The organism is Gaiella sp., from assembly GCF_035558935.1.
GTDB lineage: Bacteria > Actinomycetota > Thermoleophilia > Gaiellales > Gaiellaceae > Gaiella.
Genome location: NZ_DATMBZ010000097.1, coordinates 1 through 19,038, shown reverse-complemented (window position 1 = coordinate 19,038; position 19,038 = coordinate 1). Strand labels below are relative to the sequence as shown.

Genomic DNA, 19,038 nt, shown 5'->3' with positions numbered 1-19,038 from the left:
CGACCAGAACGGCGATCCCGAGGAGGCCTCGGGCGCCGTCGTCGGCTTCACCATCTACGTGGCGACCGACAAGCTCAAGACGGAGACGACGGTTTCGCCGAAGCCGGAGACCGTCGCGGCGGCTGGCGGAAGCTAGCGGCCCGCAGCACCAGCACGGGGCGGGAGCGGCTGTTGCCCTCCCGCCCCGTTCGTTCTAGAGTCGCGCGATCCTATGAGAGAGACGCTCGACACGGTCCTGCGCAAGCTCCGGAATCCGAAGGTCGTCAACGGCATCGGCCTCGGCTTCGTCGCCCTTGTCGGCGTCTGGCTCATCGTGAACTTCTTCAAAGGCCCTGCGGAGTTCGTCAACGTCGCGCTCGACGGTCTGACCCGCGGCTCCATCTACGGCGTCGTGGCGCTCGGCTACACGCTCGTCTACGGGATCCTGCAGCTGATCAACTTCGCGCACGGCGACGTGTTCTCGCTGTCCGGCCTCGTCGCGAGCACGATGCTTCTGACGGTCCTCGGGCTGACGGGCGACTCGAGCAACCTCGCCGTCGTGGGCGGGATCATCCTCACGCTCGCCATCACCGTGCCGCTCTTCGCCGTCGTGAACGCGACGATCGAGCGCGTCGCCTATCGGCCGCTGCGCGGCGCGCCCCGGCTGACGCCGCTGATCACCGCGGTCGGCATGTCGTTCATCGTCTCGAACATCTCGCTCGCGCTGTACGGCGTCGACTACGAGAGCGGCTCGAACCTGATCCCGCAGGGCGCCGCGTTCACGATCGGCGACATCCGCGTCACGTGGAAGCTCGTGGTCGCGCTCGCGATCATCGTGCCGGCGCTCTTCGTCCTGAGCTGGTTCGTGGGCTACACGAGGCAGGGCAAGGCGATGCGCGCCGTCTCGCAGGACACCGAGGCGTCCGCGATGATGGGCATCAACGTCAACCGGACGATCTCCGTGACGTTCTTCATCGCGGGCTCACTCGCGGCCGTCGCCGGCCTCGTGTTCCTGCTCGAGTACAACATCCGCTACGACACGGGCTTCGAGCTCGGCCTGATCGCGTTCACCGCGGCGGTGCTCGGCGGCATCGGCAACCTTGCGGGGGCCGTCGTCGGAGCGCTCGTGATCGGCTTCGTCCAGTCCTTCAACGAGGGCCTGACCTGGTTCGCGCCGGGCGGCGACTGGACCCGCTCGATCGTCTTCGGCATCCTGATCGCCGTGCTCGTGTTCCGGCCGGAAGGGCTGCTGGGCGAGCAGACGCCCGAGGGCGCATGACCGGGCTCGCGGAGCGCGCGAAGGAGCTTCGCGGGAACCGCAACGCCTGGCTCGTGCCCGCGATGATCGCGCTCGGGATCGTCTATCCCTTCGTCGAGGAAGGCCTGCGCAACCTTCCCGTGATCGGCGACTTCATGCCCACCACCGGGACCCTCGTCGTGATGATCGCGTTCACGATGATGGCGGTGGGGCTGAACATCGTCGTCGGCTACTGCGGCCTGCTCGACCTCGGCTACGTCGCGTTCTACGCCGTCGGCGCCTACACGGCCGGCTGGTTCGCGTCACAGCACTTCGAGCAGGTGACGTTCCACTTCGGCTCGTCGGTGGACAACGACCAGGTCGGGATCCACGTCACGATGTGGGTCGTCCTCATCTTCGCCGGCCTGCTGACGATGCTCGCGGGCATCGTCATCGGCCTGCCGACCCTCCGCCTCCGCGGGGACTACCTCGCGATCGTCACGCTCGGGTTCGGCGAGATCATCCCCCAGGTCGTGCGCAACGGCGACAGCTTCGGCGGCTTCAACCTCACGAACGGCACGTTCGGGATCGCGCCGATCGACCCCGTGGGCTTTCCCATCTTGAGCAGTATCGGCTTCTTCCCGGACAACTTCCAGACGTCCGACAACCGGGAACGGTGGTACTACCTGATCGCCTTCCTGCTGCTCCTGTTCACGATCTTCTGCTCCGTGCGGTTGCGCGACTCGAGGCTCGGTCGGGCGTGGATCGCGATCCGCGAAGACGAGACGGCCGCCGCGGCGATGGGCGTGCCGCTGATGCGGACGAAGACGTGGGCCTACGCGCTCGGCGCGTTCTTCGGCGGCGTCGCGGGCGCGTACTACGCGAGCTTCAAGTCGGGCGCGTTCCCCGCGGACTTCTACTTCAACATCTCGGTATTCCTGCTCTGCATGGTGATCCTGGGTGGGATGGGAAGCATCTGGGGGGTCACCATCGGAGGGCTGATCCTCGCGTACCTGAACTTCAGCGGCCTCTCGACGATCGGGTCGAAGATCCAGGACGCGGGCCTCGACTTCGACCCGACGAAGTACCAGTTCGGGATCTACGGGATCATCATCGTGCTGATGATGCTCTTCCGGCCCGCCGGCCTGATCCCGGAGCGCCGCCACAAGATCGAGCTCGAGGAGGGCGTGCACGACACCCCGTTCTACGACGTCCAGACGGAGGGCGCCCTCACCGACCGTGACCGGGGCAACGACTGATGGCGGTCGACAACCTCGTCGAGGTGACGAAGCTCCGCAAGGAGTTCGGCGGGCTCGTCGCGACGGACGACGTCGACTTCACCATCCCGCGCGGGTCGATCGTCGCGTTGATCGGCCCGAACGGCGCCGGCAAGACGACGTTCTTCAACCAGCTGACAGGCGTCTACAAGCCGACCTCAGGATCGATCGTGTTCGACGGCGTCGAGGTGCGCGACCTGCCGCCGCACGCGATCACCGAGCTCGGGATCGGCCGCACATTCCAGAACATCCGCCTCTTCTCCCAGATGACCGCGATCGAGAACGTCCTCGTCGGCATGCATTGCCGCCTCTCGAGCGGGATCATCGGCTCGATCCTGAAGACCGGGAAAGTGCGCCGCGAGGAGGCGGAGGCGCGCGACCGGGCGCGCGAGCTATTGACGTACTCGGGCCTGCCCCGCCGTCACGGGGAGCGGGCAGGGAACCTGCCCTACGGGGACCAGCGCAGGCTCGAGGTTGCGCGCGCGCTCGGAACGAACCCGAAGCTGCTCCTGCTCGACGAGCCGACCGCGGGAATGAACCCCCAGGAGACAGCGGACTTCACTGCCTTCGTGCGGCGGGTCCGCGACGAGAAGGGCCTGACCGTCCTCCTGATCGAGCACGACATGAAGATCGTCATGGGAGTCTCCGAGCGGATCACCGTGCTCGAGTACGGCGCAAAGATCGCGGAGGGGACGCCCGGCGAGATCCAGGCGGACGAGCGCGTCATCGAGGCGTACCTCGGCAAGGGCGCGGCGGCGTGAGCACGACGACGACCGGCGACGTCCTCCGGGTCGACGACCTCCACGTCTACTACGGCGCAATCCACGCGCTCAAGGGCGTGTCGCTCCGCGTCGGCACGGGTGAGATCGTGACGCTGATCGGGGCGAACGGCGCGGGCAAGTCGACGACGCTCCGCGCGATCAACGGGCTCAACCGGCCGCGACAGGGCTCGATCCACTTCGAGGGCCGCGAGATCACGACGAGCGCGCCGCACGACATCGTCGCCGGCGGCATCGCGCAGAGCCCCGAGGGCCGCCGCCTGTTCCCCCGGATGACCGTCACCGAGAACCTCGAGATGGGCGCCTTCCAGCGCACCGACAAGGAGAACTTCCAGGCGGACATGGACCGCGTCTTCGAGCTCTTCCCGCGCCTCTACGAGCGGCGGACGCAGAAGGCGGGGACGCTGTCCGGAGGCGAGCAGCAGATGTGCGCGATCGGCCGTGCCCTGATGGCCCGCCCGAAGCTCCTGCTCCTCGACGAGCCCTCGATGGGGCTCGCACCGATCTTCGTGGAGAAGATCTTCGAGATCGTCCTCGAGATCAACGCGCAGGGGACGCCCGTGCTCCTCGTCGAGCAGAACGCGTTGATGGCGCTCGACAGTGCCCATCGCGGGTACGTCATGGAGACCGGGCGGATCACCCTCGAGGGCCCCGCCGCGGATCTGAAGACGAACGAGGCCGTCCAGAAGGCCTACCTCGGCCTCGACTAGCGGCCGCCGACCACGAGCGCGGGGTAGGGCGGCCCGAGCAGGACGCCGGTGTGCGCGTCGTCGCCCGCGACGCCGGCCGCCATGGCGAGGGCGGCCGCCGTGTTGTGGGACGGGACGAGGCCGAGCGCCCGCGCTGCGCCGGCGTCTCGGCAGCCGGCGACGATCACGCGGCCGGCGCGCGCGAGCGTCCCGGCGCAGGTTTCCCAGTCTGCGAACGGCAGCCGTGGATGCGGCGCCGACCCGTTGCGGTACGCCGCGATCGCGCGCCGGTCGCGCGCGGCGAGCGCCTCTGCCTTGCCCAGCCCCTGCGCGGTGACCCCGTCGCGCAGCGCGCCGAAGAGCGACCGGTAGGGCGCCTGGGGCCCATGGCCCATGACCCGGGAGAAGGGGTGGAGGAGGACGACGGTGCCTCCGTCCGCGAGAGGCGGCCGGTTTCGCCAGAGGCGCAGGGCGTGGCCCAGGCCGAGCGCCGCCGCCGTGATCGGGTTGAGTGGCTCGCGTGGCAGGTGGAGGGCTTCCCAGGGCAGTGGCACGACGAGAGTGTCGAACTGACGGTCGACGACGACGCTGCGGACAGAGATGCCGCGAAGCAGAGCCTCGGCGTGCGCGACGGAAGGGGGGCCTGCGAGCGCGGCGACGGCGGCCAGCTCGCGCGGCGCCCCTGCGAGAACGCGGCGGCGCACCACCGCAGGCGCAGCGTTCAGCAGCCGGCGGAAGGGTGAGCGCCGGACGGCGTCGAGCGAGGCCGACGACCATGGGTAGCCGCGATAGAGGCCCGTCGAGCGAGGGCGGTCGAGAACGAGCGACAGGCCGATGAGCGGCACGGCCCGGCCGAGCGCCCGCTCGAGGGCGCCGGCGAGCTGCCACCCGCTCGCGCCGGTGATTTCCAGGAGCGAGGCGGCCCGTGCGGCACGGATGCTGCCGGGGCCCGTCGCGTCGACGAGGGCGCCTGGGCCGCCGTGGAGGACCGTCTCACCGGCACCGACGGTGACGACGAGGTCCGTCTCGAGCAGCGCAGGATGGACGCGCACGCCTCGCTCTTCGAGCTCGAGCGGGCGGAGCTCCTCGGCCTCGCAGTCGTGGACGACGACGCGCCCGCGGAAGGCGCGAGCCTGTTCGGGGCGGAGCAGCGCGTCGAGCTCCGCCCGCCCCGCGCGGCGGGCGAGCCCTCCGGCGACGAGCAGCGTCACTCGGTCGCGCGCGACGCCGGCGCGGGCGAGCTCCGCGAGGACGGCGGCGAGCGCGTGTCGTCGCGGGTCGTCCGGCACTGTCGGGAGGGGCTGCTCCGACGGTTGCATGACGACGGTGACCCGGCCCCCGCCGCGCGGGGCGAGGGCGGCGAGCGGCTCGCCGGCGAGCGGGTAGCGGAGCGCCTCGACGACGGCGGCGGAGACGTCGGCGATCGGGTCGAGCGGGGGAGGCGCGGCGAGCAGCGCGGCGTCGTCGGGCAGCGTGACGACCGGGAGGCGGGATCCGGAATGGAGCGGGACGCGAGGCACCGGCGCGCATGGTAGGTCGGCGCCGCAACCGCGCTACGGGATCGCGCGGAAGAGGCGGTAGAAGGTCGGGCGGAAGCCGAGCCGCGGCCAGGCCCGCGACGAGAGCAGGTTGGTCATCCGCCAGTCCGTGACGACCCATTCGCGCCCTGTCTCCCGGGCCCAGGCGAAGACCGCCTCGCCGAGCAGCCGTCCCGCTCCCAGGCCGCGATGCTCGGGGAACACGGCGGCGAAGCCGAGGAACCCTGCGCCCGGAGGGAGCGCGAGGCTCGCGTGCGACGACGAGACCTCGATCGGGCAGGCGATCGCGGAGCCGATCACCTCGCCGCCGCGCTCGACGACGAAGGTCGTGAAGCGCGGGTCGTCGAAGTCCTCCTCGTACTCCGCGCGGGTCTCCTCGAGGTCGGGAAGCGGCAGGCGTGAGAAGACGGGCGACAGCGTCTGGTGCTCGGGGAGCACAATGTCGACGCGCGCGAGCGCCTCGATGTCCTTCCGCTCCGCGCGGCGCACGACGAGCGCGGCAGCCCCTGGCGCCGGTCGCGCGGGCGGCGTCTCGCGGATCGCGTGGACGTGCTGGTGGCCGAAGCCGAGCCGAAACCACGCGTCGACGAGCGCGGGATCGGTGGCGGGCACGACCGCGTAGTGCGACGTGAGGCCCTCGTCGACCCAGCGCGCGGCGGCCGCAGCGTAGAGGTCGCGGACGAGCTCGGCGCGGACGGCTGCGTGGCCCGCGGGATCGACCCAGACGTTCGGTCCCCACGACGCCTCGCGCGGCCTCCCCAGAAGAAAGCCGGCGACGTGACCTTCGACGATCGCCGCCGAGCCCGAGGCTCCGGCCGTGGCGAGCAACTCCTCGATCTCGGCGCGGGCCGCGGCGGAGTCCTCGTACGCAGGGTCGAGGCCCGGCTCGACGAGCCGCTGTGCGCGGTGCCGCTCGGCCAGCAGCGTCGCGGCGCCGTCGAGGTGCTCGTCGGCGAACGGCACGATCGACGACGAGAGCTTCGTGACGGCGTCGATCATGTCCCCAAGCTAGACCTCGGTGCCGTCGTGCGCGTCGGCCGCGAGGACGGTCTCGCGTCGTCCCCGCGAACGATACGCTCGGCGCGTGAGCCCCAAGACGCTGACCGGCGAGGAGCTGCAGCTCGACGACGGGCCGGCGAAGGGGTCCGAGCTCTTCCTCGTGGACGGCAACAACCTCGCCTACCGGGCGTTCTTCGCGCTCCCCGAGGAGCTCCAGACGACCGACGGCCAGCCGACGAATGCGCTGCTCGGGTTCACGAACATGCTCTTCAAGCTGCTGTCGGACTACGCGCCGCACGGGGTCGCCGTCGCGTGGGACACCCGGCCGACGCACCGCACCGAGATCGCGGAGACGTACAAGGAAGGACGGCGGCCGATGCCCGACCTGCTGCGGGAGCAGTTCCCGCACTTCCGGCCGATCGTCGAGGCGTTCGGCTACCGGAACCTCGAGTTCGAGGGCTGGGAGGCGGACGACGTGATCGCGACGCTCGCGACGCGAGCCGACGAGGCCGGGATCAAGACCTGCGTCGTCTCGACCGACCGCGACGCCTTTCAGCTCTGCAGCGAGAACGTGTCGCTGATGATGACGCCGCGCGGTGTCGCGGACGTCAACGTCTACACGCCCGAGCGCGTCGAGCTGCGCTACGGCATCCGTCCCGACCAGGTGCCGGACTTCATCGGCCTCAAGGGCGACACGTCGGACAACATCCCCGGCATCCCGGGCATCGGCGACAAGACCGCGGGGCAGCTGATCGCGCAGTACGGATCGCTCGAGGAGGTCGTCGCGCACGCCGACGAGCTTTCGCCGGCGCGCGGCAGGGCCGTCCGCGAGCACGCCGAGCAGGCGGCCTCCTCGAAGCTCCTCGCCACCATGCGGCGCGACTTGCCGCTCGACGTCGACCCCGCGGACCTCGTCTCCGCACCGCCCGACCGGTCGCTGCTCAAGGAGATCTTCCGTCGCTTCGAGTTCCGGGGCCTGCTCGGCCGAGTGGACACGCTGGATGCGGCTTTGCCTTCGGCAAAGCCGCTGGACGAGCAGGTCGCCGTCGAATGGCGTCCGGGGGTGCTCGGCGGGACACGCGGGAGCGTCGGCATCGCGTACGACGGGGAGCGGGTGGCCGTCGCGAAAGCGGCCGAGCCGGTACTCGTCGCTCCGGCTCTTCTCGAGGACCTCCGCCGCGCCGTAGATGGGGCGGAGATCCTCACCCACGACGCCAAGACGCAGCGTCTCGATCACGTCAGGGACGACACGCTGATCGCGGCGTATCTCGTCGATCCGGGCCGCGCGGGCTACGAGCTCGACGACCTCGCGCGCGAGCACGGCCTCGAGCTCGTCCCCGAGCCCGCCGCCGAGGAGGAGACGTCGTCGCTCGTCCGCCGCGCGGAGGCAGCGCGGCGCCTCGCCCCGCAGCTGCGGGCGCGGCTGCGCGAGTGGGGGATGGAGCCGCTCTACGACGACGTCGAGCTGCCGCTCACCGTGGTGCTCGCTGCGATGGAGGACGCGGGCATCAAGATCGACGCGTACCGCATGGGCGAGATCACGGCGCGGCTCGCCGAGCGCGTCGAGGAGCTCGAAGCCAGCGCGTTCGAGCTCGCCGAGGAGGAGTTCCAGCTCGGCTCGACGCAGCAGCTCGCGCGGATCCTCTTCGACAAGCTCGGCCTCACGGCGGGACGCAAGGGCAAGACGGGTTACTCGACCGACGCCCGGGTCCTGCGCGCGATCCGCGAGGACCACGCGCTCGTGCCGGTCGTCGAGGAGTGGCGTGAGCTGACGAAGCTGCTGAACACGTATCTGCTGCCCCTGCCGGAGCTGATCGACGAGCGTGACGGGCGGCTCCACACGACCATCAACCAGGCCGTCGCGGCGACCGGCCGACTGTCGACGACGAGCCCGAACCTGCAGTCGATCCCCGTGCGCACGCCGCTCGGCCGGCGGATCCGCTCGGCATTCACGGCCGAGGACGGGTCGCGACTCCTGTCCGCGGACTACAGCCAGGTCGAGCTGCGGATCCTGGCCCACGTCTCGGGCGAGCCCGTGCTGCGAGAGGCGTTCGCGCGCAACGAGGACATCCACGCGGCGACGGCGTCGCAGGTGTTCGGCATTCCGCAGGCCGAGCTGTCGCGGGGCCAGCGCGACACGGCGAAGATGGTCAACTTCGGGATCATCTACGGGATCTCGTCGTTCGGGCTCTCCGAGAACCTCGGCATCCCGCGTGAGGAGGCGCAGGAGCTGATCGACACGTATCTCGCGCGGCTGCCGCGGGTGCGCGAGCTGATCGCGCGCACGATCGCCGAGGCAACCGACGAGGGCCATGTGACGACACTGCTCGGCCGCCGGCGGGCGATCCCCGAGCTACGCACGTCGAACCGCCAGACGCGCTCGCTCGGCGAGCGCCTCGCGGTCAACACCATCATGCAGGGCACCGCTGCGGACGTGATCAAGGTCGCGATGGTGCGAATCCACGAGCGACTGCGGAGCGAGGGGCGCTCGGCACGGCTCGTGTTGCAGGTGCACGACGAGCTCCTGCTCGAGGTGCCCGAGGTCGAGACGAGCGCCGTTCGCGAGCTCGTGCGCGAGGAGATGGTCGGCGCGTACCCGCTCGACCCGGCGCTGGCGGTCGAGATCGGCGTCGGCGACACCTGGGCCGACGCGAAGGAATAGGATCTCGCCGTTCCGCCGAAGGCTCAGGGGAATCGAAGGAAGGGGAGAGGCAGATGAGAAGGACCATTGCCGTGCTCGCGGCACTCGGGCTCATGCTCGTGCTCGGCGCACCGCAGGCGCTTGCAGCCAAGGGGCCGAAGGACAACGACACGTACGTCCAGCTCCTTGCGATCAACGACTTCCACGGGCACCTCGCGCCGAACACGCCCGGGTCGATCCAGGTCGGCTGCTGCAACGCGGTCAGAAACTCGCAGGGCGTGCAGACCGGGTGGACCCAGAAGACGGTCCCCGCGGGCGGGGTCGAGTACCTCGCCACGCACATGAAGATGCTCCGCGAGCGGAACTCCAACACGATCACGGTCGGCGCCGGGGATCTCATCGGCGCGAGCCCGCTCGTCTCGGCACTGTTCCACGACGAGCCGGCGATCGAGGCGATGAACGCGCTCGGGCTGGACGTCACGGGGGTCGGAAACCACGAGTTCGACGAGGGCGTCCCCGAGCTCCTGCGCATGCAGTTCGGCGGCTGCCATCCCGTGGACGGTTGCCAGGACGGCGACGGCTTCGCAGGCGCCGTGTTCAAGTACCTCGCTGCCAACGTGTTCTACGAAGGCACGGACCAGACGATCCTGCCCGCCTACGAGGTCGAGAAGATCGACAACGCGAAGATCGCGTTCATCGGGCTCACGCTCGAGGGCACCCCGAGCATCGTGACGCCGTCGGCCGTCGCCGGCCTCGAGTTCCGCCCCGAGGTTGCGACCGTCAACGCGCTCGTCGAGAAGCTCCGTAACGAGCAGGGCGTCAAGGCGTTCGTCGTTCTCGTCCACCAGGGCGGCTTCCAGAATCCGCCCGCCCCGGTGTTCCCCGGGCCCGAGAATCAGCCGGACGCGTTCACCGATGTGAACAAGTGCGTCAACTTCGGCGGTGCCGAGATCCAGGCGATCGCCAACGGCCTCGATCCGCGGGTCAAGGTCGTGATCAGCGCGCACACGCACGCGCCGTACATCTGCGAGATGGCCGGCAAGCTCGTGACCAGCGCGTCCTCGTTCGGCCGCCTGATCACGTCCATCGACCTCCGCATCGACCACCAGTCGAAGCAGATCGTCGAGGCGACGGCCGAGAACCACATCGTCACCCAGAACGTGGACAAGGATCCGGCGGAGAGCGCGATCCTGACGAAGTACACGGCTCTCTCCGCACCCCTCGCCAACCGGGTCGTGGGTTCGATCACGGCCGACATCCGCTCGGGCCGCGACAACCCGACCGGAACGAATGCGGCCGGCGAGCAGCCGATGGGCGACGTGATCGCCGACGCCATGCTCGAGGCGACCGCCCCGACCGACTTCGGCGGCGCCGTGGCGGCGTTCATGAACTCGGGAGGCGTCCGCGGCGGCCTCCTGTTCAACCAGATCTCGGGCGGGGAGCAGCCCGGCGAGGTGACGTACGCCGAGGCCTTCACGGTCCAGCCTTTCGGCAACACGCTCGTCGTCAAGACGTGCCCCGGCCAGGCGATCTACGACGTGCTCGAGCAGCAGTTCAACAATCCGGCGCCCGGGCAGAACCGGATCATGCTCGTGTCGGCGAACGTCCACTACCAGTGGAACTCGACGACGACGCCACGGATCGTCCCCGGGTCGGTGTCGTTCGGCGGCGTGCCGGTCTCGCCCGGCGCGAGCTACCGCGTCGTCATGAACAACTTCATGGCCGACGGTGGCGACGGATACACCGTGTTCCGCGACCGGTGCACCCAGCCACTCGGCGGCGAGGTCGACCTCGACGCGTTCGCCCGCTATCTCGGGAACCACTCCCCGGTGGCTCCTCCGGTGCTGAACCGGATCGAGCGGGTCGGGTAGCTCACACCTCGACGGTCTCGCCGTCCCGGGGGATCACCACCCCCGGGACGGCGGCCGCGAGCTCCGAGCGGGTCAGGAAGCAGTGGTTCAACGCCTCGAGGTGCACTGCCACCACGACCGGCACGCGTGACGCGACCTCCCGGACGTCGTCGCTCCCCATCACGATCAGCCCGCCTTCGAGGAACGACGCGCCGCCCGCATTGACGATCGCGACGCGCGGTGAGAAGCGCGCGATCGTCTCCTCGACCGCCTCGTACCAGACGGTGTCGCCCGCGAGGTAGAGGTCGCCGAGCACGAAGCCGCTGACGGGCGCGAGCGCATCGGCAACCGCGCCGTGCCCGTGCCTCGCGGGAACGCGATGCCACGTCAGGCCCTCCCACTCGAGCGTGTCGACGATCGCCCGGACGTCGAGCCCCAGCTCGAGCAGCGCCGGCTCGTCTTCGGGCTGGCAGAAGACCGGCAGGTCGCGTGGGAGAAGTCGCTCGGCGGTCTCGTCGAGGTGATCCTTGTGACGATGTGTCACAAGGACGGCGTCGAGCCCGTCGACGACGGTCTCGGCCGGGAACGGAAGGTCGACGGTGGGGTTGCGAACCGGGTTGGCGGTACCTGCGATCGGAGGCCTGGCGCCCGCCGGATCGAGCATCGGATCGACCAGAATCCGCCTGCCGTCGAGCTCTACGACGATCGTCGCACTGCGCACGAGCGTGATCCGCATACCCCATTTTACGGGGGATTCGTGCGGCGAATCCCCCGCTATACTCCCCGCTCCGATGACCAACGAGACGCTCGAGACACCCACCCAACCAGAAGCAGGGGTCTGGACGACCGGCCCCGACGGGGAGCTGATTCCCGACTACGAAGGCACCTTCCCGACGATCAACGAGGGGGAGGTGGTGCACGGCACGGTGGTGCGGGTCGACAAGGACGAGGTGCTCGTCGACATCGGCTACAAGTCCGAGGGCGTCATCCCGGTCGCCGAGCTCTCGATCCGCCGGAATGTGAACCCGGCCGACGAGGTCTCCGTGGGCGACGAGATCGACGCGCTCGTGATGACGAAGGAGGACGCGGAGGGGCGCCTGCTCCTCTCGAAGAAGCGCGCGCGGTTCGAGCTCGCCTGGAAGGCGATCGAGGCCGCGGCCGAGAGCGGCGAGCCGGTCAACGGCCGCGTGATCGAGGTCGTCAAGGGCGGCCTCATCCTCGACCTCGGCGTCCGCGGCTTCCTCCCGGCGTCGCTCGTCGACATCCGCCGCGTGCAGGACCTCGACGAGTTCCTCGGCAAGGAGCTCCGCTGCAAGGTGATCGAGCTCAACCGCTCCCGGAACAACGTCGTCCTCTCGCGCCGCGCCGTCCTCGAGGACGAGCGCAAGGAGATGCGCCAGGCGATCCTCGACCGGCTCAACCCGGGCGACGTCGTCGAGGGCACGATCTCGAACATCGTCGACTTCGGCGCGTTCGTCGACCTCGACGGGATGGACGGCCTGATCCACATCTCGGAGCTGTCGTGGTCGCACGTCAACCACCCCTCCGAGGTGCTCGAGATCGGCCAGACGGTCAGCGTCAAGGTGCTCGACATCGACCGCGAGCGGCAGCGGATCTCGCTCGGCCTCAAGCAGACGCAATCCGACCCGTGGCAGCAGGTGCTCGACAGCTACGGCGAGGGCGACGTCGTCGAGGGTCGCGTGACGAAGGTCGTCACGTTCGGTGCCTTCGTCGAGATCCTGCCGGGCGTCGAGGGGCTGGTGCACATCTCCGAGCTCGCCAACCACCACGTCGAGAACCCGCGCGAGGTCGTCTCGCAGGGAGACCCGGTCAACGTGCTGATCCTCGAGATCGACGGCGACCGCCGCCGCCTTTCGCTCTCGCTGAAGCGGGTCGAGGAGGGCGACGTGCCGGTGCCTCGTGCAGACGGCGCGGAGTCGGTGCACTCGATGCCGGATCTGCGGCTTTCGGAAGAGGCCTTCCCGACGACCGCCGGCGCGGCGGTCGAGGACATCGAGCTCGCGCCGGACGCCGAGGACGAGATCGTCGAGGCGGACGTCGAAGCGGTGCCCGCGGCGGACGCGGAGGTCGCAGACGAGCCGCAGGCCGCAGCCGAGCCGGAGCCCGAGACGGGTCCCGAGGCCGTTGCCGACGACGAGCCGGTGGCCGCCGAGGCCGCATCACCGCCCGACGACGATCAACCAGCCGAGAACATCTAGCACTCCTCGGAGAGGAGTGCTCGCGGTCGCGATCACGGGGGGGATCGGGGCCGGCAAGTCCACCGCCCTCGACGCGTTCCGCGCGCATGGGGCGGCGACCGTCTCGAGCGACGAGATCGTCCATCACCTGCTCGAGACCGACGACGGGGTTCGCGACGCGCTGGTCGAACGGCTGGGCGAGGACGTCCTCGGCGCGGACGGCAGGCCCGATCGCGCACGCATCGCGCAAGCGGTCTTCGGCGACCGGAAGCAGCTCGACTGGCTCGAAGGACTCCTGCACCCGCTCGTCTCGCGGGAATACCTGCAGTGGCGCGACCGGCTCGCCACGCTCGACGACCCACCGCGGGTCTGCGTCACCGAGGTTCCTCTCCTCTACGAGGTCGGCGCCGACGAGCGGTTCGACAAGGTGGTCGTGATCACGGCGCCTGCTGCGCTGCGCGAGCAGCGTCGCCGCGTCGCCCGTGACGATCGCGACTCACGCCTCCTGCCCGACCGCGAGAAGGTGCGCCGGGCGGACTTCCACTACGTCAACACGGGGACGTTCGAGGACCTCGGCGCCTGGGTCGGCGAGGTCATGCGCGAGCTCCAAGCCGAAGCCGAGGCGGAGGCGTCCACGCGCACGTGAAGCGTCTCGTGCTCGCCGTGCTGCTCGTCGCGGCGGCCGCCGGCGGGGTGGCGGCCTGGGTCGTCACCGCGCAGCCGGAGTGGTACGAGCGAATTCGGTACCCGCTCCGCTACGAGGCCATCGTCCGGACGCACGCGAGGAACTACGACCTGCCGCCCGCGCTCCTCGCGGCCGTGATCTACACGGAGAGCAAGTTCGATGCGTCGGCGCGCTCGGACGCCGGCGCCGTCGGGCTGATGCAGCTCCTGCCCGAGACGGCGCAGGGCATCGCGACCCGCACCGGAGGCCACAAGTTCGTCGTCGGCGACCTGCTCGACCCCGAGATCAACGTCCGATACGGCTCGTGGTACTTGCGGAATCTCCTGAACCGCTACGACGACGATCTCCCGACGGCGCTCGCCGCCTACCACGCGGGGCAGGGGAACGTCGACGCGTGGCGTCGGCGGGGCGTGGGGGTGCAGTTCCCGGAGACGCGCTCGTACGTGAAGAAGGTTCTCCACGCCGAGGAGGTCTACGCGGACGCCTACGCGGACGAGCTGTCCGGCGCGTGAGGCCGAGGAACGGGCGTGCCTGAAGTCGCGCCCCGAAACCCCGCGCCTGCCTTCCTCTCCCGGGCGTGGCTTCAGCCTCCCCCGTCTCGGTTTCCTCCGCGCGCCTGGGTGGCGTCGCGCACGAAGCGGAGCACGACGTCGCTTGCGGGCGGGTCGAAGCCGAGCGCGCGCTGCGCCACGATCCCGTCGATCACGACGCCGAGGAACTGCCCGATCTCCTCGGAGGACACGTCGCCGCGGAGGTCGCCCGAGGCCTGCCCGCGCTCGATCCACGCCCGGCTCCGCTCGCGTGCCTCGGGAGGAGAGATCGCGATCCACCGTTCGCGCAGGCCGGGGTCGGCCTTCAGGCGGCGCCCGAACTCGAGGTAGACGGCGAGCCAGTCGGGCTCGTGCTCCGTCACCGCCTCGAGCAACGCGTCGAAGCCCTCCTCGGCGAAGAGCGCCTGCAGGCGTGTGTTGTCCTCGGCGGCGAGCGCCAGGAAGAGCTCCTGCTTGGAAGGGAACCAGTTGAAGATCGCGCCGCGCGAGAGGCCGATCTCGCGCTCGAGCCGGACGACCGTTGCACCCTCGTAGCCGTACCGGGCGAAGCAGCGGCGCGCACCCTCGAGCACGCGCGCCCGGCGCGCCTCCTTCTCCTGGTCACTGAGTTTCGGCACGGCTCCCACTTTACAAAACAGTACGTACGTCTTATATTTCTCCGCCATGGCAGACCCCAGAGATCGTCAACTCGCCGAGCTCCTCGTCGACACGTGCGTCGGAGTGCAGCCCGGCTGGCAGGTCCTCGTCGTCGGCACGCCCGTCGGACGTCCGCTGCTCGAGGAGATCGTCCGCCGCGTCGGCGAGCTCGACGCGTACGCGCTCCTGCGCGTGACCTTCGACGCGAACATCGCCTCGCGGACATGGCTCCGTTCCGCGCCGCTCGAGCGTCTCGCCGTCCCAGCACCGATCGAGGTGCACGCCCTCGAGACCTGCGACGCGCTCATCGTGATCGACGCACCCGAGAACACGCGCGACGCGGTGAGCGTCGACACCGAACGAAACACCGCGATCCAGGGCGCCTACCGGCCCGCGTTCGAGCGGATCTTCCGGCACGAGGTGCAGTGGGTCGGATGCCAGTATCCGACTCCCGCGCTCGCGCAGGAAGCGGGCATGGGCACGAGCGAGTTCGCCGACTTCCTCTACGGCGCCTGCCTGCTCGACTGGGAGGCCGAGCGCGAGCGTATGCAGCGCTACGCCGACCGCTTCGACGCAGCGGAGGAAGTGCGCATCGTCGGGTCGGAGACCGACCTCCGGCTCTCGATCGCCGGCCGCTCGATGAAGGTCGACGCCGCCGGGGCGAACATCCCGGGCGGCGAGTTCTTCGGCTGCCCGATCGAGGACTCCGCCGAGGGGACGATCGCGTTCACCGAGTTCCCGGCCGTCTACGCCGGGCGCGAGATGAACGGGATCCGCCTCCGCTTCGAGGGAGGCCGCGTCGTCGACGCGCGCGCCGACACGAACGAGGACTTCCTGATCGAGACGCTCGACTCGGACGAGGGCGCGCGCCGGCTCGGCGAGCTCGGGATCGGCTGCAATCCGGGCATCACGCGGTACATGAAGAACACGCTCTTCGACGAGAAGATCGACGGCACGGTGCACCTCGCGCTCGGGAACGGCCTGCCCGACATCGGCGGGACGAACGAGTCGCGCATCCACTGGGACATCGTCAAGGACCTCCGTCTGCCCGGGACGCGGATCGAGCTGGACGGCGAGATGGTGCAGCAAGACGGCGCGTGGCTGATCTGACGCCGGCCGCGCATCCGCTCCGTCAGCGGTCGATCTTCGCGCTCATCTCGGCCGAGGTCGTCTCGTCGCTCGGCTCGCAGATGACGTTCCTTGCGCTGCCGTGGTTCGTGCTCTCGACGACCGGCTCGCCGACGAGGATGGGCATCGTCCTCGCGGCCGAGCTGGCGCCCATCGCGATCCTCGGGATCCCTTCCGGTGCGGTGATAGCCCGCTTCGGGGCGCGCCGCACGATGATCGTGTCCGACCTGATGCGCGTCCCGCTGCTTGCGTCGATCCCGCTGCTCCACGAGCTCGGCGTCCTCACGTTCCCGCTGCTGCTCGGGCTCGTCGCGCTGATCGGCGTCTTCCTCGCGCCGTACTTCGCGTCGCAGCGCCTGATTCTCCCCGAGCTCGTGGGTGACGACGAGCACGTCGTCGCCCAGGCGAACGCGGTGGTCGAGGGTGCGAACCGCGCGACGTCTCTGCTCGGGCCGGCAACGGCGGGACTCCTGATCGCCGCGTTCAGCGCGCCGGTCGTGCTCTACGTCGACGCGGCCACGTTCCTCTGCTCGTTCGCGCTTCTCTCGCTCTTCGTTCCGTCGCGTCCGCCTCTGCCGCAATCGGAGGACGGCAAGGGCGTGCTCGCCGGGATCCGGTTCCTGCTGCGCGACCGCATGCTGCGCGTCCTCGGAGTCACGGCGCTGATCACGAACGGGCTCGGCCAGATCCTCTCCGCCGGGCTGACCGTGCTTGCCTACGAGGAGTACTCGAGCTCGAAGGTCGCAGGCGCGTTCTTCGCTGCCTTCGGCCTCGGCGCCGTACTCGGCAGTGTCGCGGCCGTCAAGATCGTCGGCCGCCACGACCCGCTCCGGCTGGGCGCGACGGCGTTCGTCGCGCTGACGCTGCCCGTCTTCGCGCTGTCTCTCGAGCTGCCCGTCCCCGCGGTGATGGTCGCGCTGGCGGCGTCGTCCTTCTTCGGGCCGCTGGTCAACGCGCCGCTGATCGGCGTGATCACGATGCGCACGCCCGAGGCGCTCCGCGCCAAGGTGATGACCTCGGTACTGACGATGGCGATGCTCGCCGGCCCGCTCGGAATGGTCGTGGCGGGGCCGTTGCTCGAGGCGTGGGGGCCGCATCCCGTGTTCCTGCTCGTCGCCACGGGGCAACTGCTTGCGACGATCCCATTCGCGATCGTCGCATTCGGCGGCGAGCGCGTCGCGCCCGTCGCCGAGGCCTAGAGCTCGAACCGGAATGACGCTTCATCGGCGGGACGCGTTCCGACGGCACAAGGCTTCATTTCGGTTCGAGCTCTCAGCCTGCCACGGGCGAGGCCGGCTCGGGCTCGAGATCCGCGAGCATGTGGCGCCAGAGGTTGTCGAGCAGCCGGATCCCCGGCGCTGTGTAGAGGACTGCCGGGAAGTCGAGCACGCCTGCCGAGAAGACCCGCGCGCCGGCGGCCGTCTCGTAGTACGCCATCTCGGCGTGGAGCCCGAGGCCGAAGAGGTTCGGGATCATGGCCGGAACCCGCGTGCCGGGAGGCGACAGCGGTGTCGTCATGTCGATCTCGATGCCGAAGCCGCCGACCTCCTCGCCGAGGAGGTCGCCGTTCTCCAGTCCCGTCCCCTCGAAGAGCCAGGGAGTCGCCTCCCGGTCGGTGACGATGAACGGCGCCTGACGCTGCCCGTCGTCGTTCGCGCGGTACTGGATCCCGAGCAGCCGCGCCTCGGGCCGCCCGGCGCTGCGCCACTGCGCGATCCGCCGGATCGCGGGCCCGCTGCGCTCGACCTTCCAGAAGAAGTTGTTCGCCGAGAGGAAGACGAGACGCCCGCCGAGGTCGCGGAAGCGCTCGACGACGTCGTAGGCATGTGACGTCACGTACTCCGTGTGCCCCGGGAAGACGACGAGGTCGTAGAGGCGCCGCAGCTCGTCGCCGTTCGGGACGACATCGAGGTCGTCGTCGACGAGGAAGTCGGGGTCCCGACGCGTCTTCTCGAGCCAGCGGACGAACGGGAAGTCGTAGCGCACGAACCGCGGCGGCACGCCGCGGTCGCGGTAGGGCCGGTCGAGGACGACCGGCGGCGTGCCGCCCGCGTACCACGTGTCGCCCCACCCGTCGCCGTCGGCGTCGTAGAGGTTGTACGCCTGCCAGGTGTTCGTGGGGAGGACGACAGCGGCGCGCGTCCCGCCCGGCGTCGTGGCGCGGAGGACGAAGGGAGCGAAGCCGACCCGCCCGTCGGGCGTCTCGAGCCGCGTCGCGTAGAGCCCGCTCGGCCAATCGCCGGTCTGGACGAAGATCGTCCGTCGCGTCGAGCGCTTTCCCGTCCAGTCGAGGCTCACGGGCTCGCCCATCTCGAGGCCGACGATCTCGTCGCCGCGAAGGCTCGGGTCCGGCCCGTGCCCGACGCGCAGAAAGGTCAGTGAGAGCGACGGCGCGTCCGCGAGCACCCGCAGCGCCATTCGCTCCTTCGGCAGGTACGAGCGGCGCGTGAACGCGGCCTCGACTCCGAGCAGGCGGACGACCGGCGCGCTTGCCCGCTCGGGGCTCGAGGGGCGCCGACCGCCGTAGACGCGTCGCTTGCCGCTGCCCTCGACGGTGAGCCGCATGACGTACGACCCGACGGGCGTGTCCGCGGTCGGCCGCCAGGCGAGTTGGTGAGCGCCCGGCCCGAGGGTCGCCTCCTTCGTCCAGCGGACGCTGGTCGTTCGGATGCCCGTCCGCACCGCGTCGAGCCGCACGCGGGCACGCCGCTCGAGCCGGAAGAGGACGGATGCCGTGTCCCGGCCCGGCACCCCGGGCGCGATCGTCGTGAACATCGGCCGGTCGCCCGCGAACGGCTTCGCCGCGCCGCGTACTGCGATCTCCGCCGCATGGGGTGCCGTGTCGCGGGCG

General features: G+C 70.2%; 16 protein-coding genes. 11 read left to right on the top strand and 5 right to left on the bottom strand.

Features of this window, described 5'->3' with window-relative positions; genetic code table 11:
- Positions 1-211 precede the first annotated feature (211 nt).
- From VNM44_RS09575 to VNM44_RS09560, 4 genes are read left to right on the top strand one after another with little or no spacing between them, the layout of a single operon-like run.
- Positions 212-1,258 carry a branched-chain amino acid ABC transporter permease gene (locus VNM44_RS09575; protein WP_325625585.1) on the top strand — a complete coding sequence of 349 codons (1,047 nt, stop codon included), beginning with the start codon at positions 212-214 and terminating at the stop codon, positions 1,256-1,258.
- Entirely contained in the window at positions 1,255-2,475 is a 1,221-nt protein-coding gene (locus tag VNM44_RS09570; protein ID WP_325625583.1) for a branched-chain amino acid ABC transporter permease, read from the top strand. The genes VNM44_RS09575 and VNM44_RS09570 overlap by 4 nt, the downstream gene beginning before the upstream one ends.
- The gene (locus tag VNM44_RS09565) at positions 2,475-3,254 is read left to right on the top strand and encodes an ABC transporter ATP-binding protein (RefSeq protein WP_325625581.1); all 780 of its coding nucleotides are present in this window, start codon (positions 2,475-2,477) and stop codon (positions 3,252-3,254) included. The genes VNM44_RS09570 and VNM44_RS09565 overlap by 1 nt, the downstream gene beginning before the upstream one ends.
- Complete coding sequence (locus tag VNM44_RS09560) at positions 3,251-3,982, top strand: ABC transporter ATP-binding protein (protein ID WP_325625579.1); 732 nt, start codon at positions 3,251-3,253, stop codon at positions 3,980-3,982. Before VNM44_RS09565 ends, VNM44_RS09560 begins: the two co-directional genes overlap by 4 nt.
- Here the strand turns inward: VNM44_RS09560 and VNM44_RS09555 are convergent.
- Together VNM44_RS09555 and VNM44_RS09550 are read right to left on the bottom strand one after the other, a co-directional pair.
- On the bottom strand, positions 3,979-5,481 hold the full coding sequence (locus VNM44_RS09555; protein WP_325625577.1) for a lactate racemase domain-containing protein: 1,503 nt from the start codon (positions 5,479-5,481) through the stop codon (positions 3,979-3,981). The two genes, VNM44_RS09560 and VNM44_RS09555, sit on opposite strands and share 4 nt — an antisense overlap.
- Before the next feature lie 33 nt (positions 5,482-5,514).
- Positions 5,515-6,498, bottom strand: coding sequence for a GNAT family N-acetyltransferase (locus tag VNM44_RS09550; protein ID WP_325625575.1), 984 nt, complete (start codon positions 6,496-6,498; stop codon positions 5,515-5,517).
- Positions 6,499-6,583: 85 nt separating this feature from the next.
- Here VNM44_RS09550 and VNM44_RS09545 point away from each other — a divergent pair, with 85 nt between their 5' ends.
- Complete coding sequence (locus tag VNM44_RS09545; RefSeq protein ID WP_325625572.1) at positions 6,584-9,160, top strand: DNA polymerase I; 2,577 nt, start codon at positions 6,584-6,586, stop codon at positions 9,158-9,160.
- A gap of 53 nt (positions 9,161-9,213) precedes the next feature.
- On the top strand, positions 9,214-11,010 hold the full coding sequence (locus VNM44_RS09540) for a bifunctional metallophosphatase/5'-nucleotidase (RefSeq protein ID WP_325625570.1): 1,797 nt from the start codon (positions 9,214-9,216) through the stop codon (positions 11,008-11,010).
- A gap of 1 nt (position 11,011) precedes the next feature.
- On the opposite strand, the gene VNM44_RS09535 is transcribed toward VNM44_RS09540, so the two are convergent.
- On the bottom strand, positions 11,012-11,725 hold the full coding sequence (locus tag VNM44_RS09535; protein ID WP_325625567.1) for an MBL fold metallo-hydrolase: 714 nt from the start codon (positions 11,723-11,725) through the stop codon (positions 11,012-11,014).
- 55 nt (positions 11,726-11,780) lie between these two features.
- On the opposite strand from VNM44_RS09535, the gene rpsA reads away from it, so the two are divergent.
- The 3 genes from rpsA to VNM44_RS09520 are packed head-to-tail and all read left to right on the top strand — an operon-like array spanning position 11,781 to position 14,384.
- Positions 11,781-13,208 (top strand): 30S ribosomal protein S1, encoded by a 1,428-nt coding sequence (gene rpsA, locus VNM44_RS09530; protein WP_325625563.1) that lies wholly within the window; start codon positions 11,781-11,783, stop codon positions 13,206-13,208.
- A gap of 16 nt (positions 13,209-13,224) precedes the next feature.
- Complete coding sequence (gene coaE / locus VNM44_RS09525) at positions 13,225-13,833, top strand: dephospho-CoA kinase (protein ID WP_325625559.1); 609 nt, start codon at positions 13,225-13,227, stop codon at positions 13,831-13,833.
- The gene (locus VNM44_RS09520) at positions 13,830-14,384 is read left to right on the top strand and encodes a lytic transglycosylase domain-containing protein (protein ID WP_325625555.1); all 555 of its coding nucleotides are present in this window, start codon (positions 13,830-13,832) and stop codon (positions 14,382-14,384) included. Before coaE ends, VNM44_RS09520 begins: the two co-directional genes overlap by 4 nt.
- 71 nt (positions 14,385-14,455) lie before the next feature.
- On the opposite strand, the gene VNM44_RS09515 is transcribed toward VNM44_RS09520, so the two are convergent.
- Positions 14,456-15,040 (bottom strand): TetR/AcrR family transcriptional regulator, encoded by a 585-nt coding sequence (locus tag VNM44_RS09515; protein ID WP_325625553.1) that lies wholly within the window; start codon positions 15,038-15,040, stop codon positions 14,456-14,458.
- Positions 15,041-15,086: 46 nt separating this feature from the next.
- Between VNM44_RS09515 and VNM44_RS09510 the strand changes: the two genes are divergently transcribed.
- Together VNM44_RS09510 and VNM44_RS09505 are read left to right on the top strand one after the other, a co-directional pair.
- On the top strand, positions 15,087-16,169 hold the full coding sequence (locus tag VNM44_RS09510) for an aminopeptidase (RefSeq protein ID WP_325625551.1): 1,083 nt from the start codon (positions 15,087-15,089) through the stop codon (positions 16,167-16,169).
- Positions 16,157-17,386: an MFS transporter gene (locus VNM44_RS09505; protein WP_325625548.1), complete on the top strand. Its 1,230-nt coding sequence runs from the start codon at positions 16,157-16,159 to the stop codon at positions 17,384-17,386. The genes VNM44_RS09510 and VNM44_RS09505 overlap by 13 nt, the downstream gene beginning before the upstream one ends.
- 73 nt (positions 17,387-17,459) lie before the next feature.
- On the opposite strand, the gene VNM44_RS09500 is transcribed toward VNM44_RS09505, so the two are convergent.
- A partial coding sequence (locus tag VNM44_RS09500; protein WP_325625546.1) for a N,N-dimethylformamidase beta subunit family domain-containing protein occupies positions 17,460-19,038 on the bottom strand: 1,579 nt, incomplete at its 5' end.